Genomic DNA, 24,299 nt, shown 5'->3' with positions numbered 1-24,299 from the left:
TTCCTCCATTATGCGGTTGCGAAGTATGCGCTGAGGTGAGCTTTCAGCTCCTCAGGTGTTTTGCGTGGCGGTCCATCAGAGCCACGCTGAATAAGTCTTGCTTCGGCCAGTATCTGCAGTTCCCGGGCAGGCTGACCGCTGATTGCTTTCGTGAGAAGTTCGGCCAGAGTGCCACCTGCAAGGACGGGCTCCTGAGCGAAGCTGGTGAGCGGTGGGTCAAAATGTTCGCACACAGGCAGGCCGTCATAGCCGATAACTGTCACGTCTTCTCCAATCACCAGACCATGGCGCCGGATGATTTTGGTGACGCCGATTGCGATAGCGTCTGTCATGCAGATGATGGCTGTGGGCGGGCGGTCCTGACGCAGTAATTGAAGAGCTGCCTGCTCTCCGCCCGGCTCGTCCAGAGTTGCCTCGGCGATCAGCTGGTCTTCAAAGGCGAGGCCAGCATCTTCTAGTCCCTGCTGAAAGCCTTCGATCCGCAACCGGCTGAAGTTCATTTGCGGGTTGGACATCACCAGCGCGATGCGGGTGTGGCCTTGCGCAATGACTTTTTTAGCGGCGGCATAGAATGCGGCGTGGTTGTCGATGTCGAACCATGGGTGCTCGCTTTCGCGAGCGGTACGGCCATGGCTGACAAACGGAAAACCCCGGTCCAGCAAATAATCCACGCGTGGATCGTTGGTGGCTGTTTTGGTGAGAACGAAGCCATCGACCTTTTGCGAGGAGATGAGGCGGCGGATTGCCAGAACAGCATCATCCATAGAACTTGCTGTTGTCACCAGCAGGTCTTTATCGACTGCGTTGAGTGCGCGGGTCATGCCATCCAGAAACTCAGCGAGAAACGGATCCGCGCCTTTGCCGGGCAAGAGCGATAATACGATGCCGAAAGTATCGACACGACCGCGCTTCAAGTTGCGTGCGGTGGAGGAGGGGCGATAACCCAGCTCTTCTACGGCTTTGAGAACGCGCTCGCGGGTCGCTTTGGAAATGTCCGTGTAATTGTTCAGGACGCGGGACACGGTGCCCTTTGCAACACCTACATGGCGTGCCACGTCTCCAATGGTTACAGATTTTCTCTGCTGCACATTCTGGTCAGTGATGCTCACAGAATTCCCACCCAATACGTTGTCATCAGATCGCTCCCATTCATGATCTGATTTCATTGATGATGCTTACAAAACCGATTTTGGAAGTCAACAAAATCGGTTTTGCTAACTCCGAAATCGGTTTTGTAAACCGAAACACAAAGTTTTTTCGAGAGAGGGTTTCGGGTGGTTTCGGTGAGCGAAACTTAGCCAAAAAAAAGTTTGGCGGAGTTGGGGACAACTTGGTGTGAGCGGGCTGTATGCGGTGAAACTGTGCGTTTTCGGAGTGAGAGGTTCCTTTTAAAAGGACTCAGAAGCTCGATTGAAGACTAGGCCAAAGAGATAGGTTGCCCATTAGGTCAACTAGAAATAGCTTCTTTAAACGAAGTTAAATTGAAAGTGCCGGAGCCGGGAATGAGTGGAGCGCGACGAAGCTTTGCAGGTGTTGACTGTGCGGTTGCTCAAGCGATCGAGCAAATGGGTGATCCATGGATCTTGCTTATCCTGAGATGTCAGTTTCAGGGCATCAAGCGCTTTGATGACTTTCAGGGGCATTTGCAGATCTCCACCAGTGTGCTGACAGATCGACTAAGGCGTCTGGTTCAGGCCGGGTTGCTGCGGAAGGAACAGGATCAGCAGGATAAGCGCGGAACGGTCTATCTGCTCACTGAGAAGGGTATGGACTTTTATCCAGTTATGATTGCGCTGCACCAATGGAGTGAGCGCTGGGAAGCTCGTGAAGGCGGACCGAGACTGGAATTGCTGGACAAGCAAAGTGGAGAGCCAGTGCGTGATGTGCGTGTGCTTTCGCAAGACTACAGAGAATTGAGTGCCCGGGATGTTCTGGCTCTGGTTGATGACCAGAGTGGTGAGATGATGCAGGACATTCAGGAAAGATTGAAGCGTCGGAGAGGTGATGCTGCCTGATTTTGAGATCAAACAAGCAGCGGATTGAATTGTAAGGGAGTGTGTTTGAAATGGCTCTGCCAGATATTTTAAAGAATAAGTTGCGCCTGCCAGTTGTTGGCAGTCCTCTGTTTATCATCAGCAATCCTGATCTTGTGATTGCCCAGTGTAAGGCGGGGATTGTTGGTTCGTTCCCGGCACTGAATGCCCGCCCGCAGGAAAAGCTGGAAGAGTGGCTGATCCAGATTACGGAAGAGCTGGCAGCTTATGATGCGGCTAATCCTGACAAACCTTCAGCTCCGTTTGCTGTAAACCAAATTGTGCATCGCTCCAACGATCGCCTGCAGCATGATGTTGAGCTTTGTGTGAAGTACAAGGTGCCAATCGTGATTACCTCTCTTGGGGCACGCCCAGAGGTGTTTGATGCGGTTCATTCCTATGGTGGCATCGTGTTGCACGACATCATCACCAACACTCATGCACATAAGGCGGTTGAGAAAGGTGCGGACGGTTTGATCGCAGTGGCAGCAGGTGCCGGTGGTCATGCAGGCACAACATCGCCGTTTGCGTTAATTCAGGAAATCCGTGAATGGTATGATGGGCCGCTTCTGCTTTCAGGCAGCATCAGTACTGGCAAATCTATTCTTGCATCACAGGTGATGGGTGCTGATCTGGCTTACATCGGGTCTGCATTTATTGCGACTGAGGAAGCGAATGCTCAGCAGGCCTATAAGCAGATGATCGTTGATAGCGGTGCAGAGGATATTGTTTATTCCAACCTGTTTACCGGCGTGCATGGCAACTATCTGAAGCCATCCATTGAGCAGGCAGGAATGGACCCGAGCAATCTGCCGGAAGGCGATCTGAAGACTATGGATTTTCACAGTGCTGACAAGGGAAAGCCGAAGAGCTGGAAAGAGATCTGGGGCTGCGGCCAGGGTATTGGTGCGGTGAGAACCATCGGCAGCACTGGCGATCTGGTTGCACGGTTGTCATCAGAGTATGATGCCGCTCGCAAAGCGGTGACGGAACAAGCCTCTGTACTGGAGCCGACTGAGTAAGCTGGTCTTGCGTGGTGGTTTGCGTGATACCGGCAAGCCAGCTCGATATTGATACATAATACAAGGCTGCTGGGTTTGGCTCAGCAGCCTTTTCTTTCACATCTGTGCGGATGTTTCGTCCTTATCAATGTCCTGCCATGTTTTTGTAGAGGCGGGACCAAACAAGAAGGAAGAAAAATGCGTATCTTTTGGTGTCTCGGCCTTCTACTGGCCGTTCCTTTCATGGTTGCCTCTGAAGGCTATGCTCAGGGGAGTTCCAACCAGGTCACTCCACCCATGACACAGTATTGTAACCGTGGTGATGTGCTGTATGCGGATGGAAGCAGTGCAGACGGACCTATGCCGATGATCAAATGCGGTCAAAACTCGCTGGTTTATCAACGCACCAACCTGAGTTTTCCGCTGTCCGTTGTCTCGAATGGCAAGTTGTCCGTGGGTAATGCAAACGGTGCTTGTCAGAGTGCGAAAGCTGTTGGTGCGGATGCAATCGTCAGTAACATCCAGTCCCTTTGCAATACGACACTATGGCCGAACTCTTGCGCCAAGTGTAATTGAGTATAAGATATATCACTGGTAGTATTGGTTGCTGCATGCCTAAAGTAATCAATACTACTTATCTTGTTGAGTTAATCTCACCAAATGCCGCGTAGTAATCAGTATTACACTTTTATAGGTATCGTGACACCTGATGGTCATATATGAGAAACTCTGTTGCATGAAATGGGTGTATCTCTAGCGTTATATTGCTAGAATCGGGCAACTTGTGAAAGTTGATTTCAAAAATACACTTAAGCAAAATCAACAAGAATGGCTTAGGTCACATGCAACGAGAGCATTGGGGAAGTCGTATCGGCTTCATTCTGGCTGCTGCAGGTTCAGCGGTTGGGTTAGGTAATATTTGGAAATTTCCATATTTGGTTGGCGCGGAAGGCGGCGGGGCGTTCCTCGTTGTCTATGTTGCGTTTTTGATCGCGATCGGCGTGTGCGTGATGATCGCGGAGATTGCGCTGGGCCGTCATGCTCAGGCCAATCCATTCAGTGCGTTTAAACGTGTTGGCGGCGCAGGTTGGTCAATTTTTGGTCTCATGGCGGTTCTCACCGCGTTTCTTATTCTCTCGTTTTATTCCGTTGTTGGTGGCTGGACCATCGCCTACGTGGTTAAGACAATCACCGGTGGCTTCTCTGGCTATTCAGGCGCGGAGTTTGAGGGACACTTTGGTGCGCTGGTGACAGACGCAGTTGAGCCGATCATTTATCACGCTGCCTTTATGGCGATTGGCGTGCTGATCGTGATCAACGGTATTTCCGGCGGCATTGAAAAGGCATCTAAGATCATGATGCCTCTTTTGTTTGTTCTGCTGGCTTTGCTGGTTATCCGGTCTCTGACCCTTGATGGGGCAATGGCAGGTGTTGAGTACTTCCTCGTTCCTGACTGGTCTCATTTGAATGCGGACATGGTTGCCGCAGCTCTGGGGCAGGCGTTCTTTACGTTGTCTCTGGGTATGGGTGCTTTGATCACCTATGGTTCTTATCTGGGTAATAAAGAGAGCATTCCAAACGCAGCCCTTTGGGTTGTTGGTCTTGATCTTCTGGTCGCTGTTCTGGCTGGCTTCCTTATTCTGCCAGCGGTGTTTGCGTTCAACATGGATCCGGCTGCAGGCCCAGGACTGACCTTCATCACACTGCCAGCGATCTTTGCTGAGCTGCCGTTCGGTATGTTCATTCAGCTTTGCTTCTTCGTACTGCTGTTTGTGGCTGCGATCACCTCGGCAATCTCCTTGCTGCAGGTCGTGGTTGCGTTCATCTGCGAAGAGTTCAATGTTGGCCGTAAGGCGGCCACCATCTGGGTTGGTATTGTGATCTTCCTGTTTGGTGTTCCAAGTTCTTTGGCGCTGGGCGTGTGGGGCGATATCACGTTCTTCGAGCTGAACATTTTCGACTTCCTTGGCTACCTCACTGACAACTACTTCCTGCCACTTGGCGCGATTGCGACCTGTCTGGTTGCTGGTTGGGTGAGCTATGACAAGTTTGCTGCGGAAGTGACCAATAACGGTGAGCGTCCGTTTGCCTATCTGACAGCATGGAAGTGGATGTGCCGTGTGGTTGCACCGCTTGCGATCATCTGGGTGATGGTCCATTCCATCTTCGGAGCATAAAGCTTCACTCAAAAACAATGAAAAGGCCGCCAGTTTTGGTGGCCTTTTTTAATGCTGTTTTATGGTCATCCGTAGTTTGACTTAATCTGGGCCGGAAGAGGGAGGAGAATGTACCTGTTGGGCATAGTCCCTTCACCCGAGATGGTCTTGATAAGGAACAGGGTTATGTTGAGGCAGCTGAAGCGCTATTGGGTGCATTCCATGAATGCCAGATTGCCGCGTGAGATGGTATGTCTGGACGAGGAAAAACAGGCCAGGTATCGCAGTGTAAGGGGACGTTGGCCTCAGGAATAAGGCCTTATCACCGTCCCAACGAGAGAAAGAAGCACCGTTTGAGCGGTGCTTTTTTGTGTCTGACCTGTGTTGGTGCGGTGCGTGAGCCGAGCCTGCGACGAAAAAACTTGTGGGCTGCATGTGGTGGCAGGAAGTTGCGTTGCTGTCGCGTGGTTAACGTAATAAGTGGTATGATCAGCCAATATTTATGTATTTAATGGTTGGTTTCGTTGTTTGTTGGTAGAATATGGGTGTATGTGACTATATTTTGAATTCGCCCATTAAGTGCAGCTGTAAAAAACCTATATTTTTTGAGGTAAGTGAAATTACCTGCGACAATCTGTCAGGTCAACAAGGCTAAAGATTTCATCAAAAGAGCTGGAACAACGAATTCATTTCAAGCTTTTGCGCTTGATTGAAACAAACCATCACATGTTGATTGGCAATAACAAAAAATGAAACGTGAGCAATGGGGAAGCCGCTTCGGCTTCATTATGGCTGCTGCAGGGTCTGCGGTCGGTCTTGGTAACATCTGGAAATTCCCATACCTGGCAGGCACACAGGGCGGTGGCGCCTTTCTGGTGGTCTATCTTGTCATCATGGCGACTATCGGCGCAGCGCTGATCATGGCAGAGATTGCTATTGGTCGTTCAGCGAAGATGAACCCTGTTGGTGCGTTCCGCGCGCTGGGTGGCCGCTTGTGGTCAGTTACAGGTGTGATTGGGGTGATCACGGGGTTCCTGATCCTATCCTTCTACTCCGTTGTTGGCGGCTGGACGATCGCGTATCTGGTGAAGAGCATCGCTGGGACCATTGAATCTGCACAGCCTGAGCTTCTGGAAGCCCAGTTTGGCGGTTTGGTCTCTGCTGTATGGGAGCCGATCTTCTATCACGGTGTGTTCATGGTGTTGACCATGGGGATCGTGATTGCAGGTGTTGCTCAAGGTATCGAGCGTTCCGTTAAAGTCCTGATGCCATTGCTGTTTATTCTGCTGATGGTTCTGGTGGTGCGCAGTGTGACCCTGCCGGGTGCCTGGGAAGGTATTGAGTTCTTCCTCGTCCCTGACTGGTCGCAGGTGAATGGCGAGATGCTGCGCGCAGCTCTTGGTCAGGCGTTCTTCAGCCTGTCGCTGGGTATGGGCGCGATGATCACCTACGGTTCTTATCTGGATAAGGATGCAGACATTCCAAATGCGTCTTGCTGGGTGGTATTCTTAGCGGCGCTGGTTGGTGTGCTGGGTGGCCTGCTGGTTCTGCCAGCTGTGTTTGCCTTCGGCATGGATCCAGGTGCTGGTCCGGGCCTCACCTTCATCACTCTGCCAGCTGTGTTTGGTGAGATGATTGGTGGCTATCTATTCCAAATTATCTTCTTTGCCATGCTTTTGATTGCAGCTCTGACCTCTTCCATCTCTTTGTTGGCTATTCCGGTGGCTTACTTCGCAGAGGAATACGGCATTGAGCGCAAATGGTCTGCTATTGTGGTGGGCATTGTGATCTTCCTGATCGGCGTGCCATGTTCACTGGCTCTGGGTGTCTGGGGCGAGTACAAGCTGTTCGGCATGAACTTCTTTGACCTGATGGTCTATGCGGTTGACAACTACACCCTGCCAATCGGCGGTATTTTGACCTCGCTGTTTGCTGGTTGGGTTGTGCTTGAGAAGATGGGCAAAGAGTTGAGCAACGACGGATCTTTGACCTTCAAGTGGATGGGCGCCTTCACATGGATCATGCGGATCGTGGCTCCATTGGCTGTTGTCTGGGTGATGTTGAGCGGTTTACTGGGTAGCTGATACAGCTGACAATCTGAGAAATAAAAACACCCCGATCAGAAATGGTCGGGGTGTTTTCGTAGGAACTTCCAGTTAGAGATCAATGCTCGTCTTTTTTGTGATGCTCTCTGGTGTGTTCTTTATGGTCATGCATTTTGGTGTGGTGGTGGCTATCGTCCGAGTGACTTTTGCCAGGGCGGTGCTTGTGCGGGTGTTTGTGGCCCTCCGGATCGCCTCCATGTTGGGTCTCGGGATGGCTTTTTTGGCCGCGCTCGTACTCCTGACGATCTTTGTTATGTTTATGCTCATGATCGTCGTCATAGCGACGCGCCATTTTTTCCTTGGTGTGGGCTGATGTGTTTTGCTGTTTTTCTGTCATCATTTCCCCGCAAGACTATTTCATCAATGGTTCTAGCATACTCGTGTTTTCTAACTTGAATGCTATGTGATGGCAGTTATTGAAGGCTGATTGACGGCTCTAAACATCGACTAAAATGCTGGGATTGTGCAAAAAAAGGGCTGCGCGTGGCAGCCCTTTCTGGTGTCGATTTGGTTCCTGATTTATCCGTTCTTTGGAGCTGTAAAGACTTTAACCTCTGGCAGTTCGCCTTCGAACTTCTCAAAGTCTGCGATGACTGTATGACCGCAGTTGCCCTGTGCCAACTTGGAGGTGCCAAGGTCTGGTGTAAGGGTATTAACGTCACCATAGGCGCAGAGACTGCCGACTTTGCCACCTTCGACAGGATCGTACCAAGCACCTTCATAAAGGCGAATGACGCTTGGCATTATGTCTTCGCTGACGATTGCACCAGCTAGTGTCTGGCCACGATCATTGAAGATGCGGATGACGTCACCGGACTTGATGCCGCGTGCTTCTGCATCTTTCGGGTTGATCATGCATGGTTCGCGGTCTGCGACTGCATATCCTTCGCGAAGGACTGTGCCGCAGAGCTGGGAATGCAGGCGATCATTTGGATGACCCGTATTGACGTGAACCGGGAATTTGGCATCCGGACCATCGAGGCGTTCGAGCGGTTCCATCCACATTGGATGCGGAGGACAGTCATCGTAGCCCATTTTCTCGATGTTCTTGGAGTAGATCTCGATCTTACCGGTCGGTGTGCCAAGCGGTTCCAGAAGGGGATCTTCTCGGTAGTCTGCATAGCGGACGTATTCCTTAGCAGCCTGTGAGACCGGATGAACGACAATGCCGTCTTCCCAGAACTTCTCGAATGCAGGCATTTCAAGATTTTTGCTTGCTGCCTGTTTTTGAGCTTGCTCGTAGTAGTGACGGACCCAATCCATCTCGTCGCGACCGTCAGTGTATGCTTCTTTGTTGCCAAGGCGGTCTGCCAGATCAACAAAGATGTCGTATTCACTGCGGGCTTCGAAGACAGGATCAACGATCTTCTTCATCGCGACAGTTGCTTTGTTGGAGTAGGAGCCCATCGCTTCAATATCATTACGTTCATAAGCTGAAGCTGCCGGAAGAACGATATCTGCGAAGCGTGCTGTTGCGGTCCACTGGTAGTCCTGAACAATCACTGTTTCCAGTTTCTGCCAGGCTTTGATCATGCGGTTGCGGTCTTGATGATGGTGGAACGGGTTGCCGCCAGCCCAGTAGGCAATCTTGATATCGGGGAAGGTATAGCAGGTGCCGTTGAAGTCGTATTCTTCACCCGGACGTTCCAGCATCTCAACAACACGTGCCACTGGAATGGAGACAGAGCCTTCCATTGCGCCGCCATCGTTCATGCCAGACAGAGCAGGGCCGTCGGAGGTTGGTGTGCCGCCGTTTGAGTAATGATAGGAGAGGCCGAAGCCGCCACCTGGCAGACCGATCTGACCTAGCATGGAAGCCAGCGTCACCAGCATCCAATGTGGTTGTTCGCCGTGATGCTGACGTTGCAGGGACCAGCCGCTGGTAAGCATGGTGCGGTTGCCCATGAACAGGCGTGCCAGTTCCTTGATCTTATCAGTTGGGACGCCGCAAATTTCGGAAGCCCATGCAGCTGATTTTGGCGTCTGATCTGTCTCACCAGTCAGATATGGCAGGAATTTTTCAAAGCCTGCAGTGTACTCATCCATGAAGTCGGCGTCATACAGCTCTTCAACAAAGAGTGTGTGCGCCATGCCGAGCATTAGTGCTACGTCAGTTTGTGGTTTGACCTGTACCCATTCTGCATCCATGAACTCTGCGGTTTTGGATTTCAAAGGATCAATACAGATGACTTTCTTGCCGGTTTTCTTGAATTCTTCAAGATAGGTGTAACTGTCGTGATCTGCGATCAGCCAGTCGATCTGGTTGGTCTTGATTGGGTCTGCACCCCAAACGACCAGTACTTCTGTGTTGTCGACAACAACGGGCCAGACTGTCTGCTGCTCGTAGACTTCCAGTGTGCCCATGACGTGCGGCATGATCACCTGAGAGGCGCCGGTTGAGTAGTCGCCTGTGTGAGTCACGTTTGGCATTTGCAGGCCGCGGTTGATCAGGCGGCGCAACAGGCTGCGGCTGTTATGGATTTTGCCAGCGCTCTTCCAGCCATAAGTGCCGGTGAAGACGCTGCGTGGACCATGTGTAGCCTTGGCGTATTTGAGTTCCTGAGCAACAAGGTCGAGCGCTTTGTCCCAGCTGACGCGCACAAAATCGTTGCTGCCACGGTCTTCAACGTCTGCACCACGGCCTTTTTCAAGGTAGGCACGGCGGACCATAGGGTACTTGATGCGCGATGGTGAGTAGACGGAGTCCATGACGCCAGCCAACTGATGGCTAGGATGTGGATCCTGCTCCCAAGGTTTAACTTCGGTCCAGCGTCCATCTTTAACCACTGCACGGAATGCACCCCAGTGACAACCGGAGAGAACTTCTCCGTTGACGGCTGCTTGTGCAAAGCGCGGTGAGAAGATGGATGGAGCCAATACACCCAGAGCGCCCAGTGCGGATGCGCCTTTCAGGAAACTACGGCGAGACGTATAGTTTGCAATGATTTTCGACATCTCTGCTGTCCTTTTATTTTGGCAGACAATCGATGAGTTGAGCAAGTTGCTCGATGAAAACAGCCTGTTTTCTCTTGAGTTTCACCGTAGTCACTGCGTGTAAACGTGGTTCGCGCGTTGATTGAACGGGATGTGAAATCGAGTAAACAGGTTGTAAATGGAGTTGGTCAGGTGGTGGTCTTTGCCTCATTCAAGCGAGCAAGATCCATGGCAAGCCAGGCGCTGAGGGCATTGGCCAGTTCTTTGTAAAAATCTGACTTGTCAAAGCGATTGCAGCTCTCGCAAAAAGAGGGCACCCAGTTCAGAAGATGGTTCGAGAGGAACCGGATCTGGTTCTGATGTGAGGTGTACGCGGTCTCATGATTACCGTTGGCTTCGGCCAGTGCTTCGCGGTCGATGTATTCCGCCAATACGTTGAGTTGGACACCGAGGTGATCAGCTGGTTCTTTCAGCGAGTTTTCGATGGAGATGCCCAGGTCCTGAAGGATCTTGTTTATGTCTGCTGTCGGCTTTTGGAAGAGTGTGCCTTTTTCGTTGTAATAGGCTGACTCGTAAGGAGGTGCAGAATGTTGTCCGCCAACGCCTAAAAACAGACGGGAGTACGCGGTTGCCAGATCGAGTACCTTGGCCTGATAGCTCTCGCGGGGCAGTTCTGTCAGTTTGGTGAGCTCGCCCGTAAATGGTGCTAGAGCTGGTGCCAGTGAGAAGACATCCAAAAGGGCTCGGCCTTCTGGAGAGCTGTAGCTCTCCAGAGTTTCTATTTTCACTTCGCTGGTGAAGAAGCTTGCCAGCCAACGGTAGACCAGAGACCTATCGTTGTTGGACAGGATGATGGTGTCGTGTTTACCCATGAGCTTTACTCCCACCTGTGTCTTTTGCGTTGAGCTGCAGGTATTTCTGCAAGATGCGGTATTGCTCTTTGTCCAGCGAAATGAAGCGCTTCATGGCTTTCAGAGAGCCGATCCATTGGTTGGCGAGGAAGTGCTCAGGATCGCGCAGGCCATGGCATGTTGAGCAGGCCGCGCCATACATTTCTTTGGTGTAGCTCCAGAGCTGTTCTCCATCTGAAATCAGGTTTTCCTTTGAGACCCATGTATCGATTTGTACTTGATGCCATGTGAGCTCAGTGTCCGGATCAACTTCGGTTTTCAAGCGTTCGATTTTGTCAGTTACCTTCTTGCCAACTGTGGCGGAGAAAATACGCTGACCTCTGAGGGCATAGATCACCCGGTCCACCTGATCTTGCTGCCAACCGGCAATGCGGACTTTGAGCAATTCGCCTCGGCGCTCCAGAATGGTGACGTCGGTTCCGCCCAGAATGCGACCGTCGCTTTTGCCGTTGCTTTTCGCCTTGGATTGATCAACGAAGAAGGGTTTGCTTGTGATGGCGTAAAGATGCTCTGCTGTTGCGCCTTCGCTTACTGACAGGGCCTTGAGCTCGTCATACATAGCTTTGTAGCCCTGAGACATGTCTGGTAGTTTGTGAGCGATGCCTTTGTGGCAGGAGATGCAGGTTTCGCCGTCCTTGAAGCCCTTCTGCATGGTTTCAGAGGCTTTGGGGTGCTGCTTTGCAAAGTCCATGGAGCTTTGCTTGTGACAGTTGCGGCATTGCTGGGAGTCGTTGGCTTCCATCTCTGCCCAGACACTTTTAGCCATGGTCAGGCGATGGGCTTCAAACTTCTCCTTGGTATCGATCTTACCAGTGAGTTTGGAGTAGACCTCTTTGGCAGCTTCGATCTTGCGAATGATCTTTGGGTAAGTTTCTTTGGGCACGTGGCAATCTGAACAGACTGCCTGAACACCGGATGCATTCGAGAAGTGCGGAGATTTCTTGTACTCCTCGTAGACGGTGCTGCGCATTTCATGACACGAGATGCAGAACTCCAGAGTGTTTGTGTAGTCCATTGCGGTATGGAAACCGCCCCAGAACACGACGCCACCTGCAAATGTGCCGAACAGTAATAAGCTTATTGGAAATATTGCGGTTTTCGTCCGCAGGAGTCGCCAGATATTCATCTTCTATCTCTTTTGCACTCTCGGACAAGTCGGTCCGTTCAATGCTCAGAGAATTAGACTAAGGTTGTAAATAGCGTTTGGAGGAAATATGAACGGGGTGTAGAATGGTGTAAACATGATGTAAACACACAAGCCGACAACAAGCATATGACAAACAAGGCACATATACTGGTCGTTGATGATGACCTGACCAGCCGCGTGGCACTTTCTGGATACTTTGAAACTGAAGGATACCGTGTTTCTGAAGCAGAAGACGGTGCGCAAATGCGTTCGGTATTTGCTGGCGGAGATGTAGACCTGATTATGCTTGATATTCGTCTGCCAGATGATGATGGCCTGACGCTTTTGAAGGATGTGCGAAAGAAGTCGGACGTCGGAATCATCATGGTAACAGGCCGAACGGATGATGTGGACCGGATTGTTGCGCTTGAAATGGAAGCGGACGATTATGTGATTAAGCCGTTCAACCCGCGTGAGTTGTTGGCTCGTTCCAAAAATTTGCTGCGCCGGGTGAGGGCAGGGCGGGTGCCTGCCGCTGTTGATGAGCGCGTGTTGAGTTTCTCAGGCTGGGTTCTGGACTTGGACAAGCGCGGGCTTCAGTCTCCTAAAGGAGAAGATGTTCGACTGACACGCGGCGAATTTGAGTTGCTCTCTGCGCTGGTTGAGAACAAGGGCCGTGTGCTCACTCGTGATAATCTGCTGGATCACCTGAACCATCGGGAATGGGATCCAAGTGATCGTACTGTTGACGTGCTGATTGGCCGGTTGCGTCGTAAGATCGAGCTTAACCCCAAAGATCCATCTTTGATCATGACCGTGCATGGTGTGGGCTACGTGTTTACTGGCGCGTACTGAAGGCGCTTATGGGCTTGTCGACGTTTTCGTCAGGCAACTGAGCCAGGTTTCGTTCAACTTGTGCTTTGAGGCTGTATAGGTCACCTCCAGAGCGCTGAAGATCTCCATAGTTTTGTGTTTCTCCTCGTTTTGAGCTGCGTGTTCCAACTGCTCTGCGAGATCAGCGGTATGAATGAGGCCCACATTATGTGAAGCGCCTTTCATACTGTGCGCCTTGTCTCTGATCTTGGAAAAGTTTTGGGTTGCGATGTGGTTTCGCAGCTCTGGAATGATGAAACGCGACGTTTTTATATATGCATCGACAATGCGTTTAACGCGGACTTCTCCCAACATCTCGAAATGACCACGTAACACTGTTGTATCAATGAGTTCTGTGGGTTGTTCCTGCAATGTCTGTCGGGATTTACGTGCAAACATGGCTCTGTCAGAGAGGCCGGAGGCGATGGCATCCTCAAGGTCCTCTTGGGAATACGGCTTGCCAAGGAACCCATCGGCACCAGCAGTGAAGCTCTTCTCGATATCAGCCAGGAAGATGCAGGCGCTTTGTACAATAACAGGAATGCTTGAGATGTGATGATAGTGAGAAGCTCGGATGCGGGCGATGGTATCTGTGCCACTTAGGCCGGGCATACGATTGTCCATGAGCACCAGATCGAAGTGGTGCTTGTTCAACTGGGCCAATGCATCTTCCCCGCTGCCAACTGTGCAACATCTATGGCCTGCCTTTTCGAGAAAGCCTTCAGTCACTAACTGATTGACCTTATTGTCTTCAACCAACAAGATTTTCAGTTTTTTCGGCTTCCAGGTCTCCTGCTTATCTTCAATGACGCTGACAGTTTGATCCGTTTCGTAGAACGGAATGGTGAAGTGGAAGCTTGCGCCCTGAGTTTGGTTAGAGCGGCAACCGATTTCGCCGCCCATCGCGTTGACCAGCCGTTTTGAGATTGCAAGACCGAGACCAGTTCCTCCGAATAAGCGACTGATCGCGGCGTTTTGCTGTACAAATGGTTCAAACAGATAGCCGTGATCTCCGGTGGGCAGACCCACTCCAGTATCCGTCACCATGATCTGAAGACATCTTGCCTGACGGATCTTGCTTTCAGGAATATGTACACTGATGGTGATGGACCCTGTATTGGTAAACTTGATGGCATTGCTAACGAAATTCAAAAGGATCTGCCTGATCTTGGTGGGATCAGCTCGCAGTATCTCTGGAACCTGCGGATGTACATCTATGTGAAGCCGTAGGCCTTTGGTCTCCGCGTCTTGTTGTGTCAAATCGATGACTTGCTTGATGACTTGTCGGATTTTAAAATCGACGGTCTCCAGTTCCAGTGAACCTGCTTCCACCTTAGAGTAATCCAGCACATCGTTGAGGATCGAGCGCAGCATTTCGCTGGAAGAGATGATGCCGTCCAGATAACGGTGCTGCTCTGGTTTCAGGTCTGTATCTTTAAGGAGATCTGCTAATCCAAGCACACCGTTCAGCGGCGTTCTGATTTCGTGACTCATGGAAGCGAGGAACGTGGACTTGGCGCTGTTGGCCGCTTCGGCTTCTTCCTTGGCTTTTTTATGATCGGTGACATCATTGAGAATAAGGATCATGCCTGGAAACTTGCGGCTAAAGTCGACAATATGTTGGGCGCGAATATCAAAAACGCGCGAACCAATTGCGGTGTCCAGCGTGATGTCTGTAAAGCAGCTTTCCAGCTTTTGCGGCAAGTACGCCTGTAGCTGGTTTGTCAGCAGTTCTCGTGTCGCGGCGTTGACGTATTTGATGTTGGTGTTCTGCAACCCGCAGAAAACAGCTTGTGCTGCATAATTGAGATCATTGACCTTGCCGTCCTCGTCCATCAACACGATTGGGTCGCTCAAGCTCTCCAGGATGGTGAGGTACTTGTTCTTCTCATTGGTGATACGTCGGTTTTCTTCATAAGCCTCATGCAGTTTTTTATCTTCTGCAACACCACTCCATTCCGTTGAAAACCCAAGTTCCATGAAATCGAAATAGCGCAGTAAGTAGGCGCGATATCTGGCACTATCTGTCTCTGAAAACCCTTGTGTTTCCAGCAGGTCCAGATAAGCGCTGCGGTAGTACTTTGTCAGACCGAGGAAATAGCCCAGTGTTACACCTCTGGATCGGTGGCTCTTGGCTTGCTTTACGCCAAATGCAGCAAAGGGATGATTGGAGAAATCGGAGCTGACACCAATTTCAGGCGGTGTGTCATAACACTCCATCGCTTTGACGATGGATTTCGAGAGGCCTTCAACTGATATTCGCCATGCCTCCCGCAGTGTGGCTGTGTACTGCGTGTAACCCTGACTTTTGGCATAAAAGAATATGCGGTCTATCAGTGTGTTTTCATTTTCTAAAATCAGATTTCGCAGCACATGCATGACAGCCTCCGTCCTGCTTTCAGGCATGATACGAAGGGAAGGGACGGTCAAATTAAAACTGCTGTGCTACGTGCTGGGGCGTACGCAGCACTTCATAGTTGGTGATGCTTTTGAGTGTTTTGCGCTCGAAGTCAGTTCAGGTAGCGGGAACCGAACCTGTTCAGCGCGTCCCTTAAGGTTTCCTGCTCATCCAAATGACGGTTGGCTTCCATCTCGTTGTGATCCAGTTGAGGGCTTTCTTCCGTCATGCGAAGATGATCACCTGAGTTTTCTTGAAGTTCTTCGATAATATGATCGAAGACCTGTAAGCGCTCTTTTAAGGAGTGCTGGCCGCTGTGTTCCAGAAAATCTTTAAGTTTGGCCAGTTCTGCCAGCAAAATGGTGTTGTCTGCGATTTCTGAGTGATAGGTGCTCATAATCCCTTCAAGAGCATTTACATCTTCACCAGCGTTTGGGTTTTCCAAGCTCATTACAGGTCTCCTCGTTCTGGGGGAGCATGCGATCGTGCCTATGGCGATATGTAATTATGATCTAGCCACAAAAAGAGGTGGTATGCGTTGCCCATTGGGATTGAGGTAAGCCGCTCCCTAAGCCTCGCCAGACACTTCTATGAGAACTTTAATAGCTTCATCAGTGTTGAACTTGCTGATGAAGGGCACCTTCATGTGGATGGGTTTCTCATTCTTTAACCATCTGCTGAGTTTTAAAGGTCCAGATATTCACGTGGTCGTCAGGCTCTCGTCATTCCTCACAAGTGTTTTAATGCAGTTATCGTGAGGAGTTTGGTATGAAAAAAACAATAGGAGCGGATGAGCTGGATGCTGCAACTCTGGAATTTGGACTTCTGGTTGGGTTGCTTCTTCCTGAGGGAAAAGATCCTGTAAAATACAAACTCAATAAAGACTGGCTGAAAGACCCAGTTGCTCAATTGCGTAAGCAGCTAAAGACTGTCAGCAAAGATCTCAATGGATGCCTGAAAGATGCGCTCAATGCCTTGAAGACAGGTGGTACTGACAAGGCCGAAAACGTCGCTGAGAAATTCAGCAAATGGAACCCGTTTCTTTTTCCAGCTATCGGTTTTGGAGGCCATGTCGGCGATCTGGGTGAAGTGCCTGCCATTGACTGGCTCTCGCTGATCACGAATGGTGGAGACGTGCCTGAAACCATTGAAAACTGGGTTCAAAAAGTTGCCGGAGACCGCAAAACTCTAAAAGCATGGGGAGCCGCACTGGTTGGCCTCGTAACTGGTCACCTGGACCACCCAACCGGAACGGGAACCTTGGACGATCCCTATCTCTTCGCGATCATGGAAGTGGGTTCGATGGGAACCCTGTATCTGTCACTGGCAGGAAAGGAAGAAAAGGACGGTTCTGTAGCGCTTGTCCCAGGCCTATCGTTTGACAGCGATCCGATAGATCTGGATGGTGAGAACTGAGGTAGGTAGGATATATCCATTGTTTGGTGATGCTTATTTGCAGGGGCTAATTATCTCTCCTTAATAGGAGATGCATGGTGCCTTATGTGCAAAAAAGTCGCCAGCCTTCAGCATGATAGAGACTATCATTGCTCCAACCTCTCAACATCAAACACAAGATAGAGCAGGTTTTTGCACCAGTGCATTACGGTTTTGCGTTCTTGTTCGTCTGCTGTGAGGGCGACGATGTTGAGGCAGGAGACGCTGATGAGGTTTTGGAGATAGGCGAGACGCTGAGGATTGGTTGGTAGCTGGCGGCCAAACTTTTCCTGAATACGGATGAAGCGGGCCAGAATTTGGTCCATGTGCGCTTCTTCAAGCTCTGACAGCTCTTTGGATGAGTTCATGGAGCGGCGCAGCTGCCAATGCCCTGCAGTGTTGGCTTGGGCATTGATTGCCATTTGCTCGAACATGTCGTCGATGTAATCCCGGATCGGCTCGCTGCCATAGTAGCGGGTATCCAGTTCATCAAGCCCGGTGAGAGCGTTTTCCAGCCAACGGCGAAACAACTCATAAAGAATGGATTGCTTGTTGGGGAAGAAATTGTAGAGCGAGCCCACACTGACACCAGCGCGGCGGGCAATCTCATTGGTGTTGATCCGATCAATCTGGCCTTCGCTCAGCATATCCAATGTTGTCTGCAGGATCAGTTCGATCTTTTCACGTGAGCGCTGTTGTTTGGCTTTCTTTCGCAAAGCGAGTGATTGCGCGTTCATGGATGGCATGGTCTGGCTGTCCTTTGTAAATCTCGCTTCCCTGTGTTCTGCCCAACAAGATTTCCGGAGGCAAGCCCTTTAAAAAAGAATTAGCAGATATACTCACTAAATATCTTGACTTATATAGTCATGTTATCTACTAGATTGAAAATCGAGTTATTGCTCAACTTTTTGATCGTTAGGCTGGAAGCTGTCGCAATTTCTAAAAATTTTGAAAAATCAAATGATTGCGCTCCATCCAAATTAACCGTCAAGCCAGAAGCCAGACATCTTTGGAGCGATTATCAGTGGGATAGGTGTTTGAAACATGGGCATCCACTACAAGTCTGCGCTTCTGTCTGGCTCCTCCATTAGCTTGCTGCTGTTGGCTGGAATTGCGAATGCGCAAGAGGCGGGACCTCCCAATCAGGATCTGGATGAGGTTGTTGTATACGGCTCTTCCGTTGCCGAAGACGCGTTGGCACCGACCCTGGGTTATGTCCCAACTGAGACAGCGAGTGCAGGCCGTATTGGTTTGCCGATCGAGGAAACGCCACGTTCTGTTTCGGTGGTTTCCTCTCAGCAGATGGAAGATCAGGGCGCAGAATCTATTGTGGATGCGATCTCCTATAGCGCGGGTGTTGTACCTGCAATTTACGGATTTGATCTGCGCTACGATAACTACGCAATTCGTGGGTTCGAAAGTGCTGTTGGCGGGCTTAACTACCGTGATGGGCTGCCTTTGCGAATTTTTGCTTGGGGTGGCTGGAACATTGAGCCATTTGGAGTTGAGCGCGTTGAAGTGTTACGTGGCCCTTCCTCCGATTTGTTTGGTGCGAACCAGCCTGGTGGCTTGATCAACACTGTCACAAAACGGCCGCAAGAAGATTTTTCTGCGATTTTGCAAGCGACCTACGGAAACAACAACCGGAAACAACTTGCTGCAGACGTAACAGGTTCCCTCTCAGAAGATTCTCCAATTAGCTATCGGTTGGTTGGAGTTGGCCGTTTGTCAGATACCCAAGTGGATCATGTGAATGATGACCGGCTCTATTTTGCTCCATCTATAACTGCGAAGCTTGGCGACAACACAAAACTTACATTGCTGGCTCAATACCAGAAAGATTTTCAGGGTGAGAGCTGGCAGATTCTACCGCAACATGGAACTCTGCTCTCAAACAGTCAGGGTAGTTTCGACTACGACACATTTGCGGGTGATCCGGATCGCAAAGGGCTGAACCGTGACCAGCATTATGTTGGTTATGAGTTTGAGCATGCTTTTGCTGATAATTTGAAGGTTCTTCAAAAAGCACGTTTAGCCTACAACAAGATCAGTTATGACGGAGCCTATAATGGTGGGGCTTTGAATCTTGATGGTACGCCGGGCGTAGACACCGTTGTGTTAATTGCTAATGAGGTGGAAGAAGAAGGTTGGCAGGGTTCCGTCGATACATCGGTTCTCTATGATGCCAACTTTGGCGCGGTGGACACTCAATTCCTCTTTGGTCTTGATTTTTACAAGGGCAATTCTGATGCGGATTTAGGAAGCGGGTACACAGGCGAGAAAAATCTCTTTACTGGCAAGAAGACAAATCTTTTGCCTAGCCTTTTACCTCCTTCAAGCGCCTATCTTGTTGGTCATTACACCGGATACCAGAACCAGTCGGTTACACAAACAGGCCTCTACGCTGCCGCCAACTCAAAAATCTATGATAACTTCCGGCTCGATGTGAATTTGCGTCATGACTGGCTCGAAATGGACACCCAGAGCCTTCAAGCTCAGCCTGGGGCTGTTCGAACTCATGAAAAGACTTATGACAGAGCATTTACTGGGCGTGTTGGTCTATCATACGTGAGTGATTTTGGCCTCACTCCTTATGCAAGCTACGGAACGTCGTTTGATGCGCCGCCGTCTGGGGTTGATAACGTAACCAAGACGGTGTTTGAGCCTGAAACAGCGAGGCAAGTTGAAGTAGGCTTGAAATACTCGCCAAGCGATTTCAATGGCTTGTTCACATTAGCTGCATTCCAAATTACAAAAGACAATGCTGTGATCGCAGATCCAGAATACTTGCTTGGTAATACTCAAGTGGGCGAAGTTGTGGTCAAGGGATTGGAAGCAGAAGCGTCTGTTGAGCTGTTCGATGGCTTCTCCGCTTTGGCGAGTTACTCCTACTTGAATTCTGAGATTACCAAATCTGATAAGTCAAATTTGGTTGGAAATCAGCTTGAACGTATTCCTGAGCACTCCGGTTCATTTTGGTTGAAGTATGATTTCAATGAAAGCAGTAGGCTTGATGGTCTCAGTATTGCAGCAGGAATGCGCTACCTAGGTGAGCGTTACGGTGATGTAAGAAATTCGATTGAGTTGGATCCTGTGAGCTTGTTTGATGCGTCCGTAAATTATCAATACAAGAATTTCAAAGTATCTTTGACAGGCAAAAACCTGGCGGACAAATCTTACATTAGCCACTGCGGTAAGGCTGTACTTTCCAGTTTTCCGTTGCCTGCAGGTATAGATGTGGACTCCCATAACTGCACTTATGGCAAGGGACGTGAGCTGCGGTTGCAGTTGACCAGTACTTTCTAGAGTTTCTCAATCAGTAAATACGTTAATGCCACGGGCTTTACGGTCCGTGGCTGGTTTTGTGAGAGTGACATGCAAACCATCCACGCATGCATCAAGAAGATAGAGCTGTTGTTGTACAGCGGTTTACTGTGTCTTGCTGTAAGCCTGCTGGGCGTTCAGCAGACGAGAGCTGCTGAGTTTCCGGTGGTTTTTGAGCATCAGTATGGGACAACGACAGTCACAGCAGAGCCCAAGCGGATCGTTTCTGTCAGTTTCATTGGGCATGACTTCCTTTTGGCGTTGGGAGTGAAGCCGGTAGCGCTTCGGCGTTGGTATGGCAATTATCCGAGCGGTGTTTGGCCTTGGGCGCAGCCCGCTCTGGGGGATGCTAAGCCGACAGTCATGTGGGGTGAGATCAATGTGGAGCAGATCGCTGCTCTGAAACCTGATCTGATCTTGGGTTTGTGGTCTGGAATGACCCGTTCTCAGTACAAGATACTTTCGCAGATTGCGCCCGTTCTCGTGCCTGAAGAACGTTTCGGGCATTACGGCACGCCGTGGCAGCAGATGACGCGTACAATCGCGAAAGCTGTTGGACAGCCTGAAAAAGGTGAGCAGGTGGTGCTGGATCTGGAAGCGCGTTTTGCGGCCATTAAGAAACGCAATCCGGCATGGCTCGACAAGTCTGCTGTGGTTGTGTGGCCCGGTGATATTGGGGCCTATCCTTCGTCAGATTTGCGTGGACGTTTCCTGAGCGATCTTGGGTTTGTTGTCTCCGAAAAAGTTGAGGCGCTTGTTCGCAGCGATCTTTTTTATGTTCGTGTCTCGCCAGAGGATTTGGATCCGATTGATACGGATGTGCTGATCTGGCTCGACTTTGGCTCAGGAGCCACTCAAATCAACACCTTGCGCTTACGCCCAACCATGAGGGCTTACAAAGAAGGGCGCGAGGTGGTGGCGACGCCGATGATTGCTGCTGCGCTCTCGCATTCTTCACCGCTGAGCCTGAACTTTGCGTTGGATCAGCTGGAACCGTTGATCGCGGCGGCGATTGATGGTGACCCGGCAACACCTGTTGCGACGTCGGTTGAGGCAGGCATCACCCGTGCACAGCAAATGGAGGGGCGGTGATGTTTGTTGAAGCTGCTCAACGTGTTGGAACTGCTGATGGTTCTGTTGTTTCCGGTAGATCTCGTGGTGGTTGGTCGCTCCTGTTTTTGCTGATCCTGGCTGTGTTATCTGTCGCTTCGCTTGGTGCAGGTGTGCGTGCAGTTCCGCTCTCAGCAATCAGTGATGCTTTATTGGCAACCGATCTAAGCAATCCGGATCATATCGTGATTATGGAAATGCGTGTGCCGCGGCTCATTGGGGCGCTGTTGATCGGCGCGTCTCTGGCAATGGCTGGTGCCATCATGCAGATCGTGACGCGCAATCCGTTGGCTGATCCGGGATTGTTTGGAGTGAATGCGGGTGCCTCTATGGCCGTTGTGCTTTCCATTTGGGGAGCAGGTATTTCTGCTGCCGGGATGTTCATCTGGCCAGCAATGGTGGGTGCGTTTGTGGTGAGCATTACGGTGTATGGGCTTGCCAATCTGGGGCAGGGCGGTGCCAGCCCCTTGCGCATGGCTTTGGCGGGTGCGGCTGTCAGCTCATTCCTTTTGGCATTGGTGCGTGGTGTACTGCTGGTCAGTCAGCAAACGCTGGAAACCTATCGCTTCTGGGTGGTTGGCTCATTACAAGGCGTCAAGCCGGAGATCTTGTTCCAACTTTGGCCGTTCTTTGCAGCTGGCTTTCTCGCCTGCGTTCTCCTCGGGCGCTGGTTGAATGCACTTTCGCTTGGGGAGGATTTAGCGAAATCACTTGGCACTAAAATGGGTCTTGTGAAGGCGTTGAGTTTGTTTGCTGTGGTCTGTCTCTCAGGTGGATCTGTCGCTTTGGCAGGACCTGTTGCATTTGTGGGGCTTGTTGTGCCGCATGTGGCGCGACGCTTCAGTGGAGCGGACAGCGCTTGGTTGTTGCTGTTCTCAGCTCTGCTGGGTGCGTTGTTTGTGCTGTCCGGAGACATTCTTGGCCGAATAGTGCTTGAAGGTCGTGAGCTGCAAATTGGCGTCACAGTGGCATTAGTAGGTGGTCCGTTCTTCGTCTATCTCCTCAGAAAAACAAGGATGATGTCTCCATGAAGTTACTCGGTCATCATCTCGTCGTCCCGTTACCCGGCGGTGCATTGCTCATGCGTAAGCGCAGTGCTGTGGTGGGTGCAGTCTTGCTGGTACTCAGCTTAATTGCACTGTTTGCTGCGCATTGGCTTGGAGCTTATCCAATCTCAGTAAACCGTATCGTTCCGCTGTTCTTCAGCGGAGAAGGCGGTGTGGACCAGCTCATCCTTCTGGATGTGCGGATGCCGCGTATTCTCGTTGGAGTGTTTGTGGGCGGTCTTATGGGCATGTCCGGCGCAATCTTTCAGGCACTTATGCGTAATCCGCTGGCATCGCCGGATGTGCTTGGGTTCAACGCAGGCGCTGCGTTTGGTGCATTGTTGACGATCTTCCTGTTTGGATCTGCTGCCTATGTGTTTTGGGGGGCGGTGGCTGGTGGAGTGTTGACGGCGCTTCTTGTGGTCGCACTGTCCTGGCACCGCGGGCTGGATCTGTTCCGGTTGATCATGGTTGGCATTGGTATTGGGTTCACTCTGCTGGCCTGTGCTGATTTTCTCATGTCTCAGCTTGATATTCAGCGCGCTTCTGATATGGCAAAATGGCTCGTCGGTAGTCTTGGGCAGGTGCAACGCGAAGACATAGCACCGGTTGCCATCGCATTTGTTGTTCTGGGCGCACTGGGTGTTGTGCTGCAGTACTTTTTGGACAGGCTCGCCTTCGATGAGGACCTAGCAGCGGGCTTGGGCCTCAAAGTGAATGGCCTGCGGTTGTTTCTGGTTGCTGTTGCTGTGGTCATGACAGCAACAGCTGTTGCGGTTGCTGGCCCAATCCCTTTTGTGGCCTTTGTCTCTGGCCCCATAGCTCGCCAGCTTTCCAGAACTCCATCGTCAGCGCTTATCCTTGCAGCTGGGATTGGTATTATCGTCACGTTGTTATCTGACACCGCTGCACGCACATTGGTTGCAGCTTTTCAAATGCCGACGGGTGTTTTTACAGCTCTTATCGGTGCTCCCTATCTTATTTGGTTGCTTGCCCGGCAGGCAAAACGGAACCTCATCTAATGCTTGAGCCTCAAGAAAACACGCCGCTGGAAGTCAAGGATCTAGGGCTTTCGTTTGGATCGCATGTTGTCCTTAAGGACTTTAATCTGGCAATCCCGAAAGGGCAGATTTCGGTTGTGATTGGCCCAAATGCCTGCGGAAAATCGACACTCCTGCGGTCATTGGCTCGATTAGAAAAGCCGAGTGCGGGTACTGTGTTGCTGGATGGTAAATCCATCCACAAGCAGCCTACACGCGGGGTGGCCAAGCGCCTCGGTATTTTGCCCCAGATGCCTGTTGCACCCGAAGGTATCACGGTTGGTGATCTTGTAAGCCGCGGTCGTACGCCTCACCAGTCCGTCTGGCGGCAATGGTCGCGGCAGGATGAAGTGGCCATTCAAAATGCGATGGACATGACAAAAATTACTGAGCTGCGTGACAAAGCTTTCAGTTCGCTGTCTGGCGGTCAGCGGCAACGTGTCTGGATTGCAATGGCACTGGCACAGGAGACTGATCTGTTGCTGCTGGATGAACCAACGACTTTTCTTGACCTTGCACACCAGATTGAACTGCTTGAGTTGTTGAAGCGATGCAATGAAGAACAGCAAATGACGATCGTCGCTGTGTTGCACGATATCAACCTCGCAGCACGCTATGCTCATCATCTTGTGGTGATGAAGAACGGGCAAATCGAAGCGCAGGGCAGTGCTGACAAGGTCATTACACAAGACATCATGAAATCAACCTTTGGTCTGGAGTGCTATGTGATGCCTGATCCGGTGAAGGGAACCCCGCTGGTTGTTCCAGCTTGATGCCACTAACGACTTCAATAATTTAGAAGAGCACT

The 24,299-nt window shown here is 50.8% G+C and carries 20 protein-coding genes; 12 read left to right on the top strand and 8 right to left on the bottom strand.

Annotation, left to right across the window (positions count from 1 at the left end):
• Nucleotides 1-8: 8 nt before the first annotated feature.
• Nucleotides 9-1,166, bottom strand: a complete 1,158-nt coding sequence (locus PsAD26_RS21720; protein ID WP_208985801.1) for a substrate-binding domain-containing protein — start codon at nucleotides 1,164-1,166, stop codon at nucleotides 9-11.
• 336 nt (nucleotides 1,167-1,502) lie between these two features.
• Here PsAD26_RS21720 and PsAD26_RS21710 point away from each other — a divergent pair, with 336 nt between their 5' ends.
• The 5 genes from PsAD26_RS21710 to PsAD26_RS21685 all read left to right on the top strand — a co-directional run bounded on the left by PsAD26_RS21710 (nucleotide 1,503) and on the right by PsAD26_RS21685 (nucleotide 7,274).
• Nucleotides 1,503-2,015, top strand: coding sequence for a helix-turn-helix domain-containing protein (locus PsAD26_RS21710; protein WP_057462497.1), 513 nt, complete (start codon nucleotides 1,503-1,505; stop codon nucleotides 2,013-2,015).
• A gap of 50 nt (nucleotides 2,016-2,065) precedes the next feature.
• On the top strand, nucleotides 2,066-3,055 hold the full coding sequence (locus tag PsAD26_RS21705) for a nitronate monooxygenase family protein (RefSeq protein ID WP_063312106.1): 990 nt from the start codon (nucleotides 2,066-2,068) through the stop codon (nucleotides 3,053-3,055).
• 177 nt (nucleotides 3,056-3,232) lie between these two features.
• On the top strand, nucleotides 3,233-3,610 hold the full coding sequence (locus tag PsAD26_RS21700; RefSeq protein WP_063300830.1) for a hypothetical protein: 378 nt from the start codon (nucleotides 3,233-3,235) through the stop codon (nucleotides 3,608-3,610).
• 266 nt (nucleotides 3,611-3,876) lie between these two features.
• Nucleotides 3,877-5,211, top strand: coding sequence for a sodium-dependent transporter (locus tag PsAD26_RS21695; RefSeq protein ID WP_063300829.1), 1,335 nt, complete (start codon nucleotides 3,877-3,879; stop codon nucleotides 5,209-5,211).
• Nucleotides 5,212-5,939: 728 nt separating this feature from the next.
• Complete coding sequence (locus PsAD26_RS21685) at nucleotides 5,940-7,274, top strand: sodium-dependent transporter (RefSeq protein ID WP_057462493.1); 1,335 nt, start codon at nucleotides 5,940-5,942, stop codon at nucleotides 7,272-7,274.
• Between the two features lie 79 nt (nucleotides 7,275-7,353).
• On the opposite strand, the gene PsAD26_RS29000 is transcribed toward PsAD26_RS21685, so the two are convergent.
• From PsAD26_RS29000 to PsAD26_RS21665, 4 genes are all read right to left on the bottom strand, one after another.
• On the bottom strand, nucleotides 7,354-7,635 hold the full coding sequence (locus PsAD26_RS29000) for a hypothetical protein (RefSeq protein ID WP_208985800.1): 282 nt from the start codon (nucleotides 7,633-7,635) through the stop codon (nucleotides 7,354-7,356).
• Between the two features lie 179 nt (nucleotides 7,636-7,814).
• Nucleotides 7,815-10,250, bottom strand: coding sequence for a trimethylamine-N-oxide reductase TorA (gene torA / locus PsAD26_RS21675; protein WP_063312104.1), 2,436 nt, complete (start codon nucleotides 10,248-10,250; stop codon nucleotides 7,815-7,817).
• A 167-nt stretch (nucleotides 10,251-10,417) separates the two neighbouring features.
• Nucleotides 10,418-11,101, bottom strand: a complete 684-nt coding sequence (torD, locus tag PsAD26_RS21670; RefSeq protein ID WP_063312103.1) for a molecular chaperone TorD — start codon at nucleotides 11,099-11,101, stop codon at nucleotides 10,418-10,420.
• Complete coding sequence (locus tag PsAD26_RS21665; RefSeq protein WP_063312102.1) at nucleotides 11,094-12,266, bottom strand: NapC/NirT family cytochrome c; 1,173 nt, start codon at nucleotides 12,264-12,266, stop codon at nucleotides 11,094-11,096. Before PsAD26_RS21665 ends, torD begins: the two co-directional genes overlap by 8 nt.
• A 147-nt stretch (nucleotides 12,267-12,413) precedes the next feature.
• Here PsAD26_RS21665 and PsAD26_RS21660 point away from each other — a divergent pair, with 147 nt between their 5' ends.
• Nucleotides 12,414-13,121, top strand: coding sequence for a response regulator (locus PsAD26_RS21660; protein ID WP_063312101.1), 708 nt, complete (start codon nucleotides 12,414-12,416; stop codon nucleotides 13,119-13,121).
• Between the two features lie 6 nt (nucleotides 13,122-13,127).
• Here the strand turns inward: PsAD26_RS21660 and PsAD26_RS21655 are convergent, their stop codons facing one another.
• Both PsAD26_RS21655 and PsAD26_RS21650 read right to left on the bottom strand, forming a co-directional pair.
• Nucleotides 13,128-15,518 carry an ATP-binding protein gene (locus PsAD26_RS21655; RefSeq protein ID WP_063312100.1) on the bottom strand — a complete coding sequence of 797 codons (2,391 nt, stop codon included), beginning with the start codon at nucleotides 15,516-15,518 and terminating at the stop codon, nucleotides 13,128-13,130.
• A gap of 131 nt (nucleotides 15,519-15,649) precedes the next feature.
• A complete protein-coding gene (locus PsAD26_RS21650; protein WP_063312099.1) occupies nucleotides 15,650-15,988 on the bottom strand; it encodes a hypothetical protein in 339 nt (112 codons plus the stop codon).
• A 317-nt stretch (nucleotides 15,989-16,305) separates the two neighbouring features.
• On the opposite strand from PsAD26_RS21650, the gene PsAD26_RS21645 reads away from it, so the two are divergent.
• Nucleotides 16,306-16,953, top strand: coding sequence for a hypothetical protein (locus tag PsAD26_RS21645; protein ID WP_063312098.1), 648 nt, complete (start codon nucleotides 16,306-16,308; stop codon nucleotides 16,951-16,953).
• A gap of 125 nt (nucleotides 16,954-17,078) precedes the next feature.
• Here the strand turns inward: PsAD26_RS21645 and PsAD26_RS21640 are convergent, their stop codons facing one another.
• Nucleotides 17,079-17,717, bottom strand: a complete 639-nt coding sequence (locus PsAD26_RS21640) for a TetR/AcrR family transcriptional regulator (RefSeq protein ID WP_063312097.1) — start codon at nucleotides 17,715-17,717, stop codon at nucleotides 17,079-17,081.
• 298 nt (nucleotides 17,718-18,015) lie between these two features.
• Between PsAD26_RS21640 and PsAD26_RS21635 the strand changes: the two genes are divergently transcribed.
• The 5 genes from PsAD26_RS21635 (at nucleotide 18,016) to PsAD26_RS21615 (ending at nucleotide 24,264) form a co-directional block, all read left to right on the top strand.
• On the top strand, nucleotides 18,016-20,277 hold the full coding sequence (locus PsAD26_RS21635) for a TonB-dependent siderophore receptor (RefSeq protein WP_063312096.1): 2,262 nt from the start codon (nucleotides 18,016-18,018) through the stop codon (nucleotides 20,275-20,277).
• A 69-nt stretch (nucleotides 20,278-20,346) separates the two neighbouring features.
• The gene (locus PsAD26_RS21630; RefSeq protein ID WP_063312095.1) at nucleotides 20,347-21,387 is read left to right on the top strand and encodes an iron-siderophore ABC transporter substrate-binding protein; all 1,041 of its coding nucleotides are present in this window, start codon (nucleotides 20,347-20,349) and stop codon (nucleotides 21,385-21,387) included.
• The gene (locus PsAD26_RS21625) at nucleotides 21,387-22,436 is read left to right on the top strand and encodes an iron ABC transporter permease (RefSeq protein ID WP_063312094.1); all 1,050 of its coding nucleotides are present in this window, start codon (nucleotides 21,387-21,389) and stop codon (nucleotides 22,434-22,436) included. Before PsAD26_RS21630 ends, PsAD26_RS21625 begins: the two co-directional genes overlap by 1 nt.
• Nucleotides 22,433-23,473 (top strand): iron chelate uptake ABC transporter family permease subunit, encoded by a 1,041-nt coding sequence (locus PsAD26_RS21620; protein WP_063312093.1) that lies wholly within the window; start codon nucleotides 22,433-22,435, stop codon nucleotides 23,471-23,473. Before PsAD26_RS21625 ends, PsAD26_RS21620 begins: the two co-directional genes overlap by 4 nt.
• Complete coding sequence (locus PsAD26_RS21615; protein WP_063312092.1) at nucleotides 23,473-24,264, top strand: ABC transporter ATP-binding protein; 792 nt, start codon at nucleotides 23,473-23,475, stop codon at nucleotides 24,262-24,264. Before PsAD26_RS21620 ends, PsAD26_RS21615 begins: the two co-directional genes overlap by 1 nt.
• The last annotated feature ends 35 nt before the right edge of the window (nucleotides 24,265-24,299 follow it).

The sequence above is a fragment of the Pseudovibrio sp. Ad26 genome, from assembly GCF_001623285.1.
GTDB lineage: Bacteria > Pseudomonadota > Alphaproteobacteria > Rhizobiales > Stappiaceae > Pseudovibrio > Pseudovibrio ascidiaceicola.
The sequence above is the reverse complement of the archived record's forward strand: the minus strand, read 5'-3'. Positions and strand labels throughout refer to the sequence as shown.

Excerpts from the sequence above, each read along its gene's own strand:
- PsAD26_RS21665 (WP_063312102.1), bottom strand. The coding sequence starts at position 12,266 with ATGAATATCTGGCGACTCCTGCGGACGAAAACCGCAATATTTCCAATA.
- PsAD26_RS21695 (WP_063300829.1), top strand. The coding sequence starts at position 3,877 with ATGCAACGAGAGCATTGGGGAAGTCGTATCGGCTTCATTCTGGCTGCT.
- PsAD26_RS21705 (WP_063312106.1), top strand. The coding sequence starts at position 2,066 with ATGGCTCTGCCAGATATTTTAAAGAATAAGTTGCGCCTGCCAGTTGTT.
- PsAD26_RS21720 (WP_208985801.1), bottom strand. The coding sequence starts at position 1,166 with ATGAAATCAGATCATGAATGGGAGCGATCTGATGACAACGTATTGGGT.
- torA (WP_063312104.1), bottom strand. The coding sequence starts at position 10,250 with ATGTCGAAAATCATTGCAAACTATACGTCTCGCCGTAGTTTCCTGAAA.
- PsAD26_RS21630 (WP_063312095.1), top strand. The coding sequence starts at position 20,347 with ATGCAAACCATCCACGCATGCATCAAGAAGATAGAGCTGTTGTTGTAC.
- PsAD26_RS21615 (WP_063312092.1), top strand. The coding sequence starts at position 23,473 with ATGCTTGAGCCTCAAGAAAACACGCCGCTGGAAGTCAAGGATCTAGGG.
- PsAD26_RS21635 (WP_063312096.1), top strand. The coding sequence starts at position 18,016 with ATGGGCATCCACTACAAGTCTGCGCTTCTGTCTGGCTCCTCCATTAGC.
- PsAD26_RS21700 (WP_063300830.1), top strand. The coding sequence starts at position 3,233 with ATGCGTATCTTTTGGTGTCTCGGCCTTCTACTGGCCGTTCCTTTCATG.
- PsAD26_RS21645 (WP_063312098.1), top strand. The coding sequence starts at position 16,306 with ATGAAAAAAACAATAGGAGCGGATGAGCTGGATGCTGCAACTCTGGAA.
- torD (WP_063312103.1), bottom strand. The coding sequence starts at position 11,101 with ATGGGTAAACACGACACCATCATCCTGTCCAACAACGATAGGTCTCTG.
- PsAD26_RS21660 (WP_063312101.1), top strand. The coding sequence starts at position 12,414 with ATGACAAACAAGGCACATATACTGGTCGTTGATGATGACCTGACCAGC.
- PsAD26_RS21640 (WP_063312097.1), bottom strand. The coding sequence starts at position 17,717 with ATGCCATCCATGAACGCGCAATCACTCGCTTTGCGAAAGAAAGCCAAA.
- PsAD26_RS21710 (WP_057462497.1), top strand. The coding sequence starts at position 1,503 with ATGAGTGGAGCGCGACGAAGCTTTGCAGGTGTTGACTGTGCGGTTGCT.
- PsAD26_RS21685 (WP_057462493.1), top strand. The coding sequence starts at position 5,940 with ATGAAACGTGAGCAATGGGGAAGCCGCTTCGGCTTCATTATGGCTGCT.
- PsAD26_RS29000 (WP_208985800.1), bottom strand. The coding sequence starts at position 7,635 with ATGATGACAGAAAAACAGCAAAACACATCAGCCCACACCAAGGAAAAA.
- PsAD26_RS21655 (WP_063312100.1), bottom strand. The coding sequence starts at position 15,518 with ATGCATGTGCTGCGAAATCTGATTTTAGAAAATGAAAACACACTGATA.
- PsAD26_RS21625 (WP_063312094.1), top strand. The coding sequence starts at position 21,387 with ATGTTTGTTGAAGCTGCTCAACGTGTTGGAACTGCTGATGGTTCTGTT.
- PsAD26_RS21620 (WP_063312093.1), top strand. The coding sequence starts at position 22,433 with ATGAAGTTACTCGGTCATCATCTCGTCGTCCCGTTACCCGGCGGTGCA.
- PsAD26_RS21650 (WP_063312099.1), bottom strand. The coding sequence starts at position 15,988 with ATGAGCTTGGAAAACCCAAACGCTGGTGAAGATGTAAATGCTCTTGAA.